The sequence below is a fragment of the Roseateles sp. P5_D6 genome (assembly GCF_054049415.1).
In genome coordinates, this window is the sequence record NZ_JBFUMK010000004.1 from 115,756 (window position 1) to 129,202 (window position 13,447).

The 13,447-nt window shown below is 69.4% G+C and carries 18 protein-coding genes; 14 read left to right on the top strand and 4 right to left on the bottom strand.

Annotated elements, in window-relative coordinates; all coding sequences use genetic code 11:
• The first annotated feature begins 7 nt into the window (after positions 1-7).
• Entirely contained in the window at positions 8-646 is a 639-nt protein-coding gene (gene tetR / locus ACXJKM_RS06360) for a tetracycline resistance transcriptional repressor TetR (protein WP_457351064.1), read from the top strand.
• Here the strand turns inward: tetR and ACXJKM_RS06365 are convergent.
• On the bottom strand, positions 643-1,011 hold the full coding sequence (locus tag ACXJKM_RS06365; RefSeq protein ID WP_457324114.1) for a winged helix-turn-helix transcriptional regulator: 369 nt from the start codon (positions 1,009-1,011) through the stop codon (positions 643-645). The two genes, tetR and ACXJKM_RS06365, sit on opposite strands and share 4 nt — an antisense overlap.
• A gap of 91 nt (positions 1,012-1,102) precedes the next feature.
• Here ACXJKM_RS06365 and ACXJKM_RS06370 point away from each other — a divergent pair, with 91 nt between their 5' ends.
• Together ACXJKM_RS06370 and ACXJKM_RS06375 are read left to right on the top strand one after the other, a co-directional pair.
• Entirely contained in the window at positions 1,103-1,420 is a 318-nt protein-coding gene (locus tag ACXJKM_RS06370) for a DMT family transporter (protein ID WP_056191993.1), read from the top strand.
• A 2-nt stretch (positions 1,421-1,422) separates the two neighbouring features.
• Entirely contained in the window at positions 1,423-2,055 is a 633-nt protein-coding gene (locus ACXJKM_RS06375; protein ID WP_457351066.1) for an FMN-dependent NADH-azoreductase, read from the top strand.
• Here ACXJKM_RS06375 and ACXJKM_RS06380 read toward each other — a convergent pair.
• Together ACXJKM_RS06380 and ACXJKM_RS06385 are read right to left on the bottom strand one after the other, a co-directional pair.
• Positions 2,052-2,954, bottom strand: coding sequence for a DMT family transporter (locus tag ACXJKM_RS06380; protein WP_457324116.1), 903 nt, complete (start codon positions 2,952-2,954; stop codon positions 2,052-2,054). The two genes, ACXJKM_RS06375 and ACXJKM_RS06380, sit on opposite strands and share 4 nt — an antisense overlap.
• A complete protein-coding gene (locus tag ACXJKM_RS06385; RefSeq protein ID WP_056192635.1) occupies positions 2,954-3,583 on the bottom strand; it encodes a LysE family transporter in 630 nt (209 codons plus the stop codon). The genes ACXJKM_RS06380 and ACXJKM_RS06385 overlap by 1 nt, the downstream gene beginning before the upstream one ends.
• 115 nt (positions 3,584-3,698) lie before the next feature.
• Here ACXJKM_RS06385 and ACXJKM_RS06390 point away from each other — a divergent pair, with 115 nt between their 5' ends.
• The 8 genes from ACXJKM_RS06390 to ACXJKM_RS06425 all read left to right on the top strand — a co-directional run bounded on the left by ACXJKM_RS06390 (position 3,699) and on the right by ACXJKM_RS06425 (position 9,382).
• The gene (locus tag ACXJKM_RS06390; protein ID WP_457351069.1) at positions 3,699-4,868 is read left to right on the top strand and encodes an MFS transporter; all 1,170 of its coding nucleotides are present in this window, start codon (positions 3,699-3,701) and stop codon (positions 4,866-4,868) included.
• Positions 4,869-5,137: 269 nt separating this feature from the next.
• Complete coding sequence (radA, locus tag ACXJKM_RS06395; RefSeq protein ID WP_056191984.1) at positions 5,138-6,502, top strand: DNA repair protein RadA; 1,365 nt, start codon at positions 5,138-5,140, stop codon at positions 6,500-6,502.
• A gap of 81 nt (positions 6,503-6,583) precedes the next feature.
• Positions 6,584-7,015, top strand: coding sequence for a hypothetical protein (locus ACXJKM_RS06400; protein ID WP_056191980.1), 432 nt, complete (start codon positions 6,584-6,586; stop codon positions 7,013-7,015).
• Positions 7,016-7,022: 7 nt separating this feature from the next.
• Positions 7,023-7,439, top strand: coding sequence for a VOC family protein (locus ACXJKM_RS06405; protein WP_056191978.1), 417 nt, complete (start codon positions 7,023-7,025; stop codon positions 7,437-7,439).
• Between the two features lie 21 nt (positions 7,440-7,460).
• Complete coding sequence (locus ACXJKM_RS06410; RefSeq protein WP_457351071.1) at positions 7,461-7,808, top strand: antibiotic biosynthesis monooxygenase family protein; 348 nt, start codon at positions 7,461-7,463, stop codon at positions 7,806-7,808.
• The gene (locus tag ACXJKM_RS06415) at positions 7,805-8,182 is read left to right on the top strand and encodes a hypothetical protein (RefSeq protein ID WP_056191972.1); all 378 of its coding nucleotides are present in this window, start codon (positions 7,805-7,807) and stop codon (positions 8,180-8,182) included. Before ACXJKM_RS06410 ends, ACXJKM_RS06415 begins: the two co-directional genes overlap by 4 nt.
• 37 nt (positions 8,183-8,219) lie before the next feature.
• Positions 8,220-9,152: a branched-chain amino acid transaminase gene (locus ACXJKM_RS06420; RefSeq protein ID WP_056191971.1), complete on the top strand. Its 933-nt coding sequence runs from the start codon at positions 8,220-8,222 to the stop codon at positions 9,150-9,152.
• A gap of 11 nt (positions 9,153-9,163) precedes the next feature.
• Complete coding sequence (locus tag ACXJKM_RS06425; protein WP_457351074.1) at positions 9,164-9,382, top strand: zinc-finger domain-containing protein; 219 nt, start codon at positions 9,164-9,166, stop codon at positions 9,380-9,382.
• Positions 9,383-9,385: 3 nt separating this feature from the next.
• Here ACXJKM_RS06425 and ACXJKM_RS06430 read toward each other — a convergent pair whose 3' ends face one another.
• Complete coding sequence (locus tag ACXJKM_RS06430; RefSeq protein ID WP_457351076.1) at positions 9,386-11,341, bottom strand: hypothetical protein; 1,956 nt, start codon at positions 11,339-11,341, stop codon at positions 9,386-9,388.
• A gap of 67 nt (positions 11,342-11,408) precedes the next feature.
• On the opposite strand from ACXJKM_RS06430, the gene ACXJKM_RS06435 reads away from it, so the two are divergent.
• From ACXJKM_RS06435 to ACXJKM_RS06445, 3 genes are read left to right on the top strand one after another with little or no spacing between them, the layout of a single operon-like run.
• Positions 11,409-11,852: a YybH family protein gene (locus tag ACXJKM_RS06435; protein ID WP_056191962.1), complete on the top strand. Its 444-nt coding sequence runs from the start codon at positions 11,409-11,411 to the stop codon at positions 11,850-11,852.
• A gap of 10 nt (positions 11,853-11,862) precedes the next feature.
• Positions 11,863-12,912, top strand: a complete 1,050-nt coding sequence (locus ACXJKM_RS06440) for a YheT family hydrolase (RefSeq protein ID WP_457351078.1) — start codon at positions 11,863-11,865, stop codon at positions 12,910-12,912.
• A gap of 12 nt (positions 12,913-12,924) precedes the next feature.
• Positions 12,925-13,440 (top strand): DUF2946 family protein, encoded by a 516-nt coding sequence (locus ACXJKM_RS06445; protein WP_457351080.1) that lies wholly within the window; start codon positions 12,925-12,927, stop codon positions 13,438-13,440.
• The last annotated feature ends 7 nt before the right edge of the window (positions 13,441-13,447 follow it).

Sequence of the window (13,447 nt, forward strand, 5' to 3'; positions counted from 1 at the left end):
GCTAGAGATGAATGCCACCGAACGTTCCAGTCGACTCAACCGCGACGATGTGCTGCGTGCCGCCCTCTACCTGCTCAACGAGGTCGGCATCGACGCGCTGAGCACCCGCAAGCTGGCCGAGCGCCTGGGCGTGCAGTCGCCGACGCTGTACTGGCACTTCAAGAGCAAGGCGGCGCTGCTGGACGCGATGTCCGAGGCCGTCGTGCTGGAGAACCACGCCCAGGCGGAGCCAACTCTCGGCCAGCACTGGCAGGACTGGCTGATGGCCAACGGCCACAGCTTTCGCCGCGCGCTGCTGGCCTACCGCGACGGCGCGCGCCTGCATGCCGGCACACGGCCGAGCCCCTTGCACTTCGATTCCATCGAGGCCCGCCTGCGCCTGCTGTGCGATGCCGGCTTCGAGCCGGGGCAGGCCACCCGACTGATGATGTCGGTGGGGCGCTTCGTCGTCGGCTGGGTGCTGGAGGAGCAGTCCGCGCAAGCGCCCGATGCGCCGCCCTCGTCGATGCTGAGCGGGCCCGACGCGGTGCAATACCCGCTGCTGGCCGCCGGCTGGGCGCAGACGCTGGGCGGCGACCCCGACACGATGTTCGACCGCGCCTTGCGCCTGCTGATCGACGGCGCACAGGCGCAGCTGAAGGGCTAGCGCCGGCGGTCGAACGCCATGCGCGCCGATGCTACGGCGGGGTAGTGCCGTTCGGCCCAGCGGTCCACCACCACCAGCGCCTCACTCAGGGACCGGCCCAGTTCGGTCAACTGGTAGTCGACGTGCGGCGGCACGGTCTGATGGTCGGTGCGCTGCACCAGGCCGTGGCGCTCCAGTTCGCGCAACGTCTGCGTCAGCATCTTCTGCGAGATGCCGCCCACCTGGCGCAGCAGCTCGTTGTTGCGCAGCGGCTGCCGGGCCAGCAGCGGCACGATCAGCAGCGCCCATTTGCTGCCCACCACCTCCAGTGCGGCACGCGAGGGGCAGCTGGCGCTGAGCACATTGCCGGTTGAGGTGTCGGCCATCGTCTGGATTTCCCTGGTTACCAAAAGGTGCGTACTTCCGATTCTGTGCCTGGCCTCCCACAGTGAGCCCATTGCAACTTGGAGAGACCCCATGGCTTGGTTTCTGTTGGTAAGTGCCGGTCTGGTCGAGATCGCCATGGCCGCGGCGTTGAAGGCGTCCGACGGCTGGCGCCGGCCGCTGCCAGGCGCGGCCGGCGTGCTCGCCGCGCTGCTGTCCATCGTGCTGCTGACGCAGTCGCTCAAAAGCCTGCCGACCGGCACGGCCTATGCAGTCTGGACCGGCATCGGCGCCGTTGGCGTGGCGCTGCTGGGCGTCTGGGTGCACGGCGACAGCGCCTCGCCCGCACGGCTGGGCTGCATGGCCCTCATCGTGGCCGGCATCGCCGGCCTGCGCTGGCTGGAGGGCTGAAGATGAGCCGGCTGCTGCACATCCAGGGCTCGCCGAATCCGGCCTCCACATCGCGCGAGATCGCCGAGGCCTTCGTCGCCCGCTACCGCGCCGTCCGCGCCGACGCCCAGGTCGAAGTGGCCGACGTCTGGCAGCTCGCGCTGCCCGAATTCGACGCCGACATGATCGCGGCCAAGTTCGCCGTGCTGCGCAGCCAGCAGGCGACCCACGACCAGCGCCGCCACTGGGCGCGCGCCGTCGCGCTGGCCGAAGCCTTCAACCGGGCCGACCACTACGTCATCAACCTGCCGATGTGGAACCTGGGCCTGCCCTACCGCCTCAAGCACTACATCGACGTGGTCACGCTGCCAGGCCAGAACTGGGCCTGGCAGCGTGACACCGGCTACCGGCCGTTGCTGTCGGGCAAGCGCGCCGTGCTGGTCTACAGCAGCGCGAGCGACTATGGCAGCGAGGGCCGCTCGGCCCAGGGTCACCTGGACACGCAAAAGGCCGCGATGCGCGCCTGGCTCGGCTTCCTGGGCATCAAGGTGGCGCAGGAGATCGTCATCGCACCCACGCTGACCGACCCCACCTCGCTGGCCGCGCTGAAGCAGGTCCGGCGGGCCCAGGCCGAAGCGGCGGCCGAGCGCATTTAGCGCTGCGGCCGCGTCGCGACGAACAGGCTGGCCAGGCACAGCACCATGCCGCCGATGGCTAGCGGCGTCGCCTGCCAGCCCTCCAGCACGGCCGACACGATCAGCGCGATGACGGGCACCAGCACGCCGATGAGCGCCGCCTGAGCGGGGCCGCGGCGCTCGGCGAGCTTGTAGTACAGCGTGAAGGCGATGACCGAGCCAAAGGCGGCCAGGTAGACGAGGCTGCCGACATAGGTCCAGGCGCCGTCGAAGGGCAGGCCGTGGCCCAGCGCCAGCGACATCCCCAGCAGGAAGGCCGCGCCATAGCCCATGCTCCAGGCCAGCACCGGCACCAGCGGCAGGCCGCGGCGCGTCAACACCAAGGTGAAGAAGCCACCGATGACCGCCACCACGACGGCGAAGAAGCTCAGGCCCAGCCCCAGGGCCGCATTCGGCCGCGCGCCGGTAGACGCGAGTTCGGGCCAGAAGATCAGCGCCACGCCCAGCACCGCGCCGCTGGACGCGACGAGGAAGCGCCGGCTCACCGGCTGGCGCCACAGCAGCCAGGCGACGAGTGCATTCATGAACACCATCAGGCAGAACAGCACCGCGACGAGGCCGCTGGGGACAAAGCGCTCAGCCTCGTAGATGGACCAGTAGTTGCCGGCGTACTGGATGACGCCGGTGCCCAGCATGTAGCCGTGGGCATAACGCGGCAGCTTCAGCGACGTGCCCTGCCAGCGCGCCAGCCCGGCGAGCATCAGCGCCGACAGCGCGAAGCGCCAGCCCACCGACGTCAGCGCCGGCACAGTCGACGCGAGCTGGTACAGGATGACGTGCCAGGTGCTGGCCCAGATCGCGACCGGGGCCAGGAAGAGGAACCAGGTGGGCAGGCGGCCGGGCTTGTCTCCCGCCGCCATCAGGCCGCGCGCTTGAAGGTCGCCAGCAGCGCACCGGCCGCGACGAACAGCGAGCCGAAGACGCGGTTCAGCACCTTGATGTGGTGCTCGCTCTTCAGCGCCGCCAGCACCCGCGCGGCCAGCACGGTGTAGCCGGCCATGACGACCAGGTCGGTGAAGGCCAGCGTGCAGCCGATGACGAGGTATTGCGGCGCCAACGCGGCATGCAGGTCGAGGAACTGCGGCACGACGGCCAGCAGGAAGACCGTGCCCTTGGGGTTGACGGCATTGATGCCCCAGCCGCGCAGCACCAGCTGGCGGCGCGTGGCCAGCACGGCGCCGTCATCCGCCGCCACCATGGGCTTGGCCGGTGCACGCCATTGCTGCACACCCAGCCAGACCAGGTAGGCCACGCCAGCCCATTTGACGAGGGCAAAACCCAGCGACGAGGCCGCGATCAGCGCGCCCAGGCCGGCGCCGACGAGGACGACCTGGGTCAGGATGCCCAGGATGAGGCCGAAGGTCATGAAATAGCCGCGCCTGAAGCCATGCGACAGGCCGGCGCTCATCGCCGCGACAGCACCTGCGCCGGGGGACAGGCTGATCGCCCAGGATGCGGCAAAAAAGGCCAACCAGACCGAAAACTCCATGACCGGCTCCATCGAGAAACTGCAAGGCGCCGAGTGTCCCACGCCCCTGCTCAGTGGATGCCAGAGCTACTCGCTGCGCTCGGGCGGTCTGGCACCCAGGACATAACATGCCCCGATGCTCAGGGCCCTTTTCTCGCTGCCGCGCAGCGTCTGGCTGCTCGGCCTGATCAGCCTCGTCAACGACAGCGCCAGCGAGCTGGTCTACCCCCTCGTACCCTTGTATCTGAGCGGCGTGCTGATGGCCGGCCCGCGGGTGCTGGGCCTCATCGAGGGCCTGGCCGAGGCGCTGGCCAGCCTGCTCAAGCTCTGGGCCGGCGTCATGGTGGACCGCAGCGGGCGCAGCAAACCCTGGGTCATCGCCGGCTACGGCCTGGCCGGCATCGCACGGCCGCTGATCGCCTTCGTGACCGGCTGGCCCATGCTGCTAGCCCTGCGCCTGACCGACCGTATCGCCAAGGCCGTGCGTGCCGCGCCGCGCGACGCGCTGCTGGCTGCCAACATAGTGCCCGGCCAGCGCGGCCTGGCCTTCGGCCTGCACCGCGCCATGGACAACGCCGGCGCCGTCATCGGGCCGCTGCTGGCCTGGGCGCTGCTGCGTGCGGGCGTGCCGCTGGGCCAGGTTTTCCTGTGGGCCATCATTCCCGGCCTGCTCTGCCTGGGGCTGACGCTGGCGGTGCGGGAAGCCCCGCCACCGGCCACCGCGCCACCGCGCTTCAGCTGGACGCTGGCTGGCCTGCCCAAGCCGCTGCGGCGCTACCTCGTCGTCGTTGCGCTGTTCACGCTGGGCAACTCCAGCAACATGTTCCTGCTGCTGCGCGCCAAGGAGCTCGGCGTGGCCGAGGCCCAGGTGCCGTTGCTGTGGGCCGCGGTGTCAGGCGTCGCGGCGCTGTTCGCGGTGCCGCTGGGCGGGTTGTCGGACCGCGTCGGCCGCGTTCACCTGCTGGTGGCCGGCTATGCCGCCTATGCCGCCTTCTACATCGGCATGGCGGCGTGGGCCGCGCCGGGCTGGCGGCTGTACCTGCTGTTCGGCCTCTACGGCATCTTCATGGCCGCGACGGAGGGCGTCGAGCGCGCGCTGCTGGCCGACCTGGCGCCGGCCGAACAGCGCGGCACGGCCTTCGGCTGGCTCAACCTCGTCATGGGCGCCATGCTGCTGCCGGCCTCGCTGCTGTTCGGCTGGCTGTGGGAGGGCCTGTCGGCGACCGTCGCCTTCGGCTTCTCGGCCGGCTGCGCGCTGGCCGCGGCACTGCTGCTGACAGCCTGGGTGCGCCCCAGGGTCTGCTGACACGGCGGCAATGGGCCGCGAAGGCCGGCAGCCAGGGGCCAATCAAGGCGCAACGAGCCGCCCGCACTCATGTGCGGGCAAGCGGTGCAACGCCGAGTGGCCCCTGGCTGCCGGTCTTCCCGAAGGGTTGTGACCAGAAAGGCCGCGCGCGGCGTTGCAAATGCTCGCCGGGTGCCCAACCCGGCTCCGCTTTGCGCCTTGCTCGCGACCCTTCTGGTCACAACGCGGCCCATTGCCACCGTGTCAGCAGACCCTAAGACAATGCGCTGATGGCGACAAGCAAGAGCATCTACACCTGCACCGAATGCGGTGGCACCAACGCCAAATGGCTGGGCAAATGCCCGCACTGCGGCGCCTGGAACACGCTGACCGAGGGCATCGCCGAGCCCACCGGCGGCGTCAAGAACCGCTACCAGTCGCTGGCCAAGAGCCAGCCGGTGGCCACGCTCTCCGAGATCGAGGCCAGCGACTTCGAGCGCACGCCCACGGGCCAGGAAGAGCTGGACCGGGTGCTGGGCGGAGGCATCGTCGCCGGCGGCGTCGTGCTGATCGGCGGCGATCCGGGCATCGGCAAGTCGACGCTGCTGCTGCAGGCGGTTGAGTCGTTGTCGCAAACCGTGAAAGTCCTGTACGTGACCGGCGAGGAAAGCGGCGCCCAGGTCGCGATGCGCTCGCGGCGCCTGGGCCTGTCGGGCGCCAAGGTGCGCGTGCTGGCCGAGATCAGCCTGGAGCGGATCCTCGCCACCATCGACGTCGAGGAGCCCGACTTCTGCGTCATCGACTCCATCCAGACGCTCTACTCCGAGCAACTCTCGTCCGCGCCCGGTTCGGTCGCCCAGGTGCGCGAGTGCGCGGCCCAGCTCACACGCACGGCCAAGGCGCGCGGCTGTGCCATCGTGCTGGTGGGTCATGTGACCAAGGAAGGGGCCCTGGCCGGCCCGCGAGTCCTGGAGCACATCGTCGACACGGTGCTGTATTTCGAGGGCGACACGCACAGCAGCTTCCGCCTGGTGCGCGCCATCAAGAACCGCTTCGGCGCGGTCAACGAGATCGGCGTGTTCGCGATGACGGAGAAGGGGCTCAAGGGCGTCACCAACCCGAGCGCCATCTTCCTGTCCACCCACGCCGAGCCCGTGCCGGGCAGCTGCGTGCTCGTCACGCTGGAGGGCACGCGGCCGCTGCTGGTCGAGCTGCAGGCGCTGGTGGACAGCGGCGGCGTCAGCCCGCGGCGGTTGTCGGTGGGCCTGGACCGTGACCGCCTCGCGATGCTGCTGGCCGTGCTGCACCGGCATGCGGGCGTGGCCACCGGCGACCAGGACGTGTTCGTCAACGCGGTCGGCGGCGTGCGCATCAGCGAGCCGGCGGCCGACCTGGCCGTGCTGCTGGCCATCCAGAGTTCGCTGCGCGGCAAGGCCCTGCCGCGTGGCTTCATCGCCTTTGGCGAGGTCGGCCTGGCCGGCGAGGTTCGCCCCGCGCCGCGCGGCCAGGAGCGCCTCAAGGAGGCTGCCAAGCTGGGCTTCAGCGTCGCCGTCGTGCCCAAGGCGAATGCGCCCAAGAAGGCCATCGAGGGGCTGACCATCCATGCCGTCGAGCGGGTGGAGCAAGCCATCGAGGTCTTGCGCGGGCTCATTTGAAACTGAGACAACAGGTTTCCATGGTGCACGCCACGCCAAAGTCTGCTTAGGATCGGGGCCTCGCACCGGAGGACCCCGTTCATGTCAGATCCCGCCAATCTCAGGCAGCACGCCCGCACCGATTTCCTGGCCGCCCAGCACGATGCCGACTCCCTGCCCGGTTGGGTCTTCAAGCCGGTGCAGTTCAGCCAGGGGCCGGCCGGCCTGGTGCTGAACATGAGCGACGGCGGCCTGCAGGTGCTGACCAGCGCCGCGGAGCCGCTGACCGAGGACAAATACGAGGTCGTGCTGCTGCTGGGCCGCGCCGACGTGGACAGCGACGATGAGCAGGTGTCCTGGTTCAACGGCGTCGTCGAGCGCAAATGGTCGCGGCCCGTGCCACGCATGGGCATCCTGCACGGCATGTGCTTCACCGCGCGCAACTCGACGGCCGAACAGTTCCTGAACGGCCACAAGGACGCGCTGGAGTCTGGCCAGTGGGTGCGCTGCGTGCTGCTCAAAGTAACCAAGTAGGACGGATATGGAGCACTGCGGCCGCCTGCTCGACCACGTGCATCTGCGCGTGAGCGACCTGGCGGCCAGCCGGCGCTTCTACCGTGCGGCGCTGGACGCCATCGGGCGGCTCGAGGCCTTCGGCGAAGCAGAGGGCTGCTTCTACGCCGACGAGTTCTACGTCGACAAGGCCGATGGCCGCGTGTCACATGTGCATCTGGCCTTCCAGGCCCACAGCGAGGATGAGGTCCGGCGCTTCCATGCGATGACGCTGTCCGCCGGCGGCCGCGATCACGGCACCCCGGGGCCGCGCCATTACCACCCGGGCTATTACGCCGCCTTCGTGCTGGACCCCGACGGCAACAACATCGAGGCTGTCTACCATGGGCCGACGCAACGCTCGGCCGACAGCGTCGAGGTGACCCGCCTGCCGCTAGCGGCCTGACGGCGTGGCAGGATGTGCGCCATGAGCGCACTGCCCGAGCCCCCCTACTACGCCGTCATCTTCACCAGCCAGCGCACGCCCGTTGACGGCGGCTATGGCGACATGGCTGACCGCATGGCGGCCCTGGCTTCCGAGCAGCCGGGTTATCTGGGCGTGGAGAGCACCCGCGGCGAGGATGGCCTAGGCATCACGGTCTCCTACTGGCGCAGCCCCGAGGACATTGCCGCCTGGCGCCGCAACGCCGAGCACAAGATCGCGCGCGACACCGGCCGCAGCGATTGGTACCAGCACTACACGCTGCGCGTGGCCAAGGTCGAGCGCGCCTATGCCTGGCAACGCGACGATGGGCTGAAGGACCCGCAAGCATGAATCCGTGGATCGGTGTTGGCCTGGCGCTGGTGGCTCTCATTGGTGGCGGGGCGCTGCTCGGCTGGCAGGGCGTCATCTTCGCGACGACGGGCATCGTCTTCTGGCTGCTGTTGCAGATCTCGCGGCTGATGCGGGTCATGAAGGTGGCCGGCGCGGCCCCGCTGGGCTCGGTGGCCAATGCCGTCATGTTGAACAGCAAACTGCACGCCGGCATGAAGCTGGTGGACCTGATCGGCCTGGCCGGCAGCTTGGGGCAAAAGCAGGCGCCGGAGACCTTTGTCTGGCGCGACGCCGGCGGCGACGCCGTCGAAGTCAAGCTGGTGAAAGGCAAGCTCGTCGAGTGGCGGCTGATCCGCGCAGCCCAAGCTTCGTAAAATCGCCCGCTTTCACCCCGCACGCACTGGAGTAACGATGGTTCCCGCCCCCCTGCATGACCGCGACGGCAAGATCTGGATGGACGGCGAGCTCGTCGACTGGCGCGACGCCAAGATCCACGTGCTGACCCACACCCTGCATTACGGCTGCGGCGCCTTCGAGGGCGTGCGCGCCTATGACACGGTCAACGGCACCGCCATCTTCCGCCTGCAGGAGCACACCCAGCGCCTGTTCAACAGCGGCAAGATCCTGCGCATGAAGATCCCCTTCTCGGTGGAGCAGGTCAACGAGGCCCAGCGCGAGGTGGTCAAGGCCAACGGCCTGAAGAGCGCCTACATCCGCCCGCTGATCTGGATCGGCTCCGAGAAGCTGGGCGTCAGCCCCAAGGGCAACCAGGTGCACCTGATGGTGGCCGCCTGGAGCTGGGGCGCCTACCTCGGCGAGGAAGGCATGAAGCGCGGCATCCGCGTCAAGACCAGCTCCTACACACGCCACCACGTCAACATCACGATGACGCAGGCCAAGACGGTGTCCAACTACACCAACTCCATCCTGGCCAACATGGAAGCCACCGACGACGGCTACGACGAGGCGCTGCTGCTGGACGCCTCCGGCTTCGTGTCCGAAGGCGCCGGCGAAAACTTGTTCGTCATCAAGGGCGGCGTCGTCTACACGCCCGACCTGTCGGCCGGCGCGCTCAACGGCATCACCCGCAACACCATCTTCGCGATCTGCCAGGACCTGGGCCTCAAGCTGGTCGAGAAGCGCATCACCCGCGACGAGGTCTACATCTGCGACGAGGCCTTCTTCACCGGCACCGCCGCCGAAGTGACGCCCATCCGCGAGCTGGACCGCGTCGAGATCGGTTCGGGGTCGCGGGGTCCCATCACCGAAAAGATCCAGTCGGCCTTCTTCGACATCGTCAACGGCCGCAACCCCAAGTACGCCGAGTGGCTGACCGCGGTCTGAGAGCAAACAACATGAGCACCACCACCACCACGCCCGCCGCCACCGTCGAAGTGACGGCCAAGGACTGCAACGACAACGGCACGGTCTTCTGCCCCAACCCCAAGATGCCGCTGTGGAGCGCGCATCCCAAGGTCTTCATCGACCTGACCCATGGTGGCCAGGGCCAGTGCCCTTACTGCGGCACGGCCTACAAGCTAAAGGCCGGCGAGGTCCTCTCCAGCGGACACTGAAGTTCAACGCGCCAGCGCGGCGGCCCTGCGGCTGCCGCGCCGCTGGGTGTCCAGATCAGCTTCCAGAGCGCGTTCCGTCGCCGACAGCGGCTTCACCATCCCAAGAGCCAGCGCACCCTGGTCGAGGTTCTGACCCCAGGTCAGGCCGGCGCGCAATTGAACCGGAGCGGCCAGGCCGTCGGTGAAACCGGCGGGCAGCCAGGGCATGGTCTGGGACAGCACCAGCGCCACGCGCGACTTGATGGCGGCATCACCCACGCGGCCGCGCTGGCCCCAGGTCACGACCTGGTCTGCGCTCGCCCCGCTCAGGAATTGCGGCGTCACCGCGACATCGCGCAGCACGCCGTGGCGCAGCTGCATCAGCGCCTCCTCGGCCAGCATCGCCGCATCCTCGCGCGGCACGCTCTGGCCGCTGGGCCAGGAATAGCTGTAGTCGTCGGTGACGCGGTCGCTGCTGAAGAAACGCACGATGTCGGCCGGCTGGTAGGCGCGCTGCACCGCCGTGGACGCCACGCCGAAGAACTGCACGCGGCCCAGGTCGACCATCTCCTGTGAATAGAACGGCAGTTGCGTGCGCAGCTGTTCGGACGCAGTGTTGGCGGGAATGGCCTCGTAGACGCGCAAGCCGCTGTTGAGCAGCAGGTGCACGCGGGGCGGCAGGAAGTCGTTGGCGTGCGTCAGCTCGTGGTACAGCAGGCGGCCGAGTGCCGGAATCAACGCGGCGCTGTCGCGTGAGCCGCGCGCCAGCACGGACGGGCGCCCACCGGCCGACTGATTGCCCTGCACATAGCGCCACAGCATCGCGTAGGCGAGGTCTAGCCCATAGTCACTGCGCGGGTCGGGCGCTTCGCTGACGCTGTCGCGCTCGGCAGGCGTCTGCCAGAGGTAGTCGGCATCGAGATAGATGGCGCCGGTGGCGCTCCAGTAGAAGGCCGGCCGCACCCGGCCGCCGATGACGATGGCCGTGGTGGCGTTGAGCAAGCGGCGGAAGTCGCCATTCACGTCCTGCTCGCGCAGGAAGGCCTCGAAGCGCTGGCCCATCCAGTCGTTGGACACCAGCACGCGGGCCATCACCTGCTCCACGGTGGGCAGCTCGCCGCGCGTCTCGGTGCCGAGCAGCGGCAGGCGGCCCAGCGTGCAGAGCGTGGCATTGGTCAGGGCCGGCGTGTAGATGCAGTCGCGCAATTCGGCCGCGTGTGCGCCGCCTGCCACATAGGGGTAGGCGCGCGAGGACAGGTTGCCAGCGCCGAAAAGCGGCGACGCCACGGCGGGCGGTGAGGCCTGCACGAGCAGGCTGAAATCCTGGCTGAGGCTGCGCCCATCGGCCAGCGTGGCCTCGGCGCGCAGGCGCAGCAGGCTGTCTTCGGCCACCGCAGGCGCGGTAAAGATGACGCGCCATTGGCTTGCATCGCCCAGGTTCACGTCCGGGCCGTCGACGCGGCTCCAGCGCACGCGCGCCAGCGGGTAGTCGGCCACGGCCAGCCCCTCGACCCAGGCGCGCAACGACGTCTGGCCGCCCGCCCACACCGACGGTTCGCCGCGGATCACCATCGGCGTCGCGTCGGGTGCCGTGGCGTTGAGCTCGGCTTGGCCGCTGTAGCTCGCCCCCTTGGCGTCGGTGAAGTCCACGCTGAACGTGAAGCGGCCCGCCGCAGCCGGTGCGACGCTGAGGGCCTGCGAACGCGCCGAACCGAGGGCCTGCGCGGCGCCATCGGTCTGGCGCCACTGCACCGTGTCCAGCCGCGAGCCGGGGCAGGCCAGCACCGCCAGCTCCTGGTTGTGCCCCGCACCGGCTGCGGTGGGCAGGGCCAGGCGCGCGACGGAGCCGCTCAGGCATTGGGCCCCGAGGGGGGGCACGGTGACCGGCCCGGGCGCTGGCGCGGCATCACCGCCACCGCCACCGCAGGCCACCAGCAACAGACAAAGGAACAGGGACGCAACGGCTTTCAGCGAAAACATCGGTTGGGATCAGGCAGCGGTTGGGGCGGGGTCAATGTAGCGCCGTCCGACTTCCTACAATCGCGCCATGCCCCGCTCCGCCGCCCAGACTGCCGCCCTGCTTGCCTCGCCCGACGACACCGAGGCCCAGTTCTACGAGGCGCTGCAGCACGCCGACCTGGATCACCTGATGGCCCTGTGGGCCGATGACGAGGAAGTGGCCTGCGTCCACCCGGGCGGCCCGCGCATCGTCGGCCTGCCTGCCATTCGCGCCGCCTTCGAAGCGGTGTTCCAGCGCGGCGCGGTCAGCGTCCACCCCGAGCGCGTGCGCCGACTGCACAGCGGCGATTGCGCCATCCACCATGTGCTGGAGCGCGTGCAGTTGCATGGCGAGGCCCAGCAGGCTTGGGTCATCGCGACCAATGTCTATCTGAAGACGGCGCTCGGCTGGCGCCTGGTGCTGCACCACGCCAGCCCCGGCAATGCGGGCGATGTCCAGGAGCTCGTCGCCGACGCCGGCACGCTTCACTAGGAGTCGGCGCATGCAGTACCGCGCCCCCCGCTGGCTGCCCGGCGGCCACGCCCAGACCATCTGGCCCGCCCTCTTCAGCCGCCAACACGACGGCCCGCCGCCGAACTGGACGCGCGAGCGCTGGGACACACCGGACGGCGACTTCATTGATGTCGACTTCCTGGCTGGTGGTGAGCCGCCCGCACGCGAGTACGCGTCCGGCCCCCCGGGGGGGCCAAGTCGGTCTTGGGAGCGGCCCGGCGACCGACTTGGGCGCCCGCCGGAGACGCCGCTGCTGGTGTTGTTCCACGGCCTGGAGGGCGACCGCACCAGCCACTCCAGCGTCGCCTTCGCCAGCGTCGCCCGCGCACGCGGTTGGGCCATGGCCCTGCCCCACTTCCGCGGCTGCTCGGGTGAACTGAACCGCGGCCCGCGCGCCTACCACTCGGGCGACTTCGAGGAGGTCGGCTGGATATTGCAGCGCCTGCGCGAGCGCCATGGCAGCAAGCTCCTCGTCGCGGGCGTGTCCCTGGGCGGCAATGCACTGATGCGCTGGGCGGAGGAAGCCGGCCACAGTGCGGCCCAGGTCGCCCAGGCGGTCTGCTCGATCTGCTCGCCCATCGACCTCGCCGCCGCTGGCGCGGCCATCGACCGCGGCTTCAACAGGCAGGTCTATGCGCGCCGCTTCCTGCGCACCATGATTCCCAAGGCCCTGCGCAAGCTGCAGCAGCATCCGGGCCTGTTCGATGGCGAGCGGCTCAAGCGCGCGTCGACCATCTACGAGTTCGACAACCTGTTCACCGCGCCGCTGCACGGCTTCAGGAACACCGAGGACTACTGGACCCGCGCGGCCGCCAAACCGCACCTGCACCGCATCCGCATCCCGGCCCTGGTGCTGAACGCCCGCAACGACCCTTTCGTGCCCGGGGGCAGCCTGCCACACGCCGCCGAGGTGGGTGCCCATGTGACACTCTGGCAGCCTGGCCACGGCGGCCATGTCGGCTTCCCCGCCGGCCGCCTGCCGGGCCATCTGCTGACCATGCCGGAGCAGGTCTGCGACTGGCTCTGGAAGCAACGCTGAAGGAGGTCTTGCATGGACCCCATCGTCGAAGCGGCCCTCAAGAAGTGGCCCAACGTCCCGCACTGCTACGGCTGGCTGGCGCTGGACGCCCGTGGTGATTGGTATATGCGCGACGAACGCATCCAGCACGCCGGCCCCTTCCCCGAGGTCAAAGGCAGCCGCATCAACCACGACAAGCTGCGTGCCTTCATCGAGCGCAACTACGCGGCCGACGCGGCTGGCTGCTGGTTCTTCCAGAACGGGCCGCAGCGGGTCTATGTGGAGCTGGAGTCGACGCCCTGGGTTTGGCGCCTGCAGCCTGATGGCCGCGTGCTGAGCCACACCGGCATCGAAGCCGCCGTGGAGTCCAGCTGGCTGGACGAAGCCGGGCGGCTCTACCTGCTCACCAACCTCGGCCTGGGCCTGGTGCACACGGCCGACATGGGCCTGGCGGCCGACGCCGTCGAGCAGGGGCGCTGGACGCCACAGCAGTTCCTGTCGGGTGAGCTGCCGGAGCGCTTCGGCTTCGTGCGCCGCCCTGGCGCCTGAGCCAGAA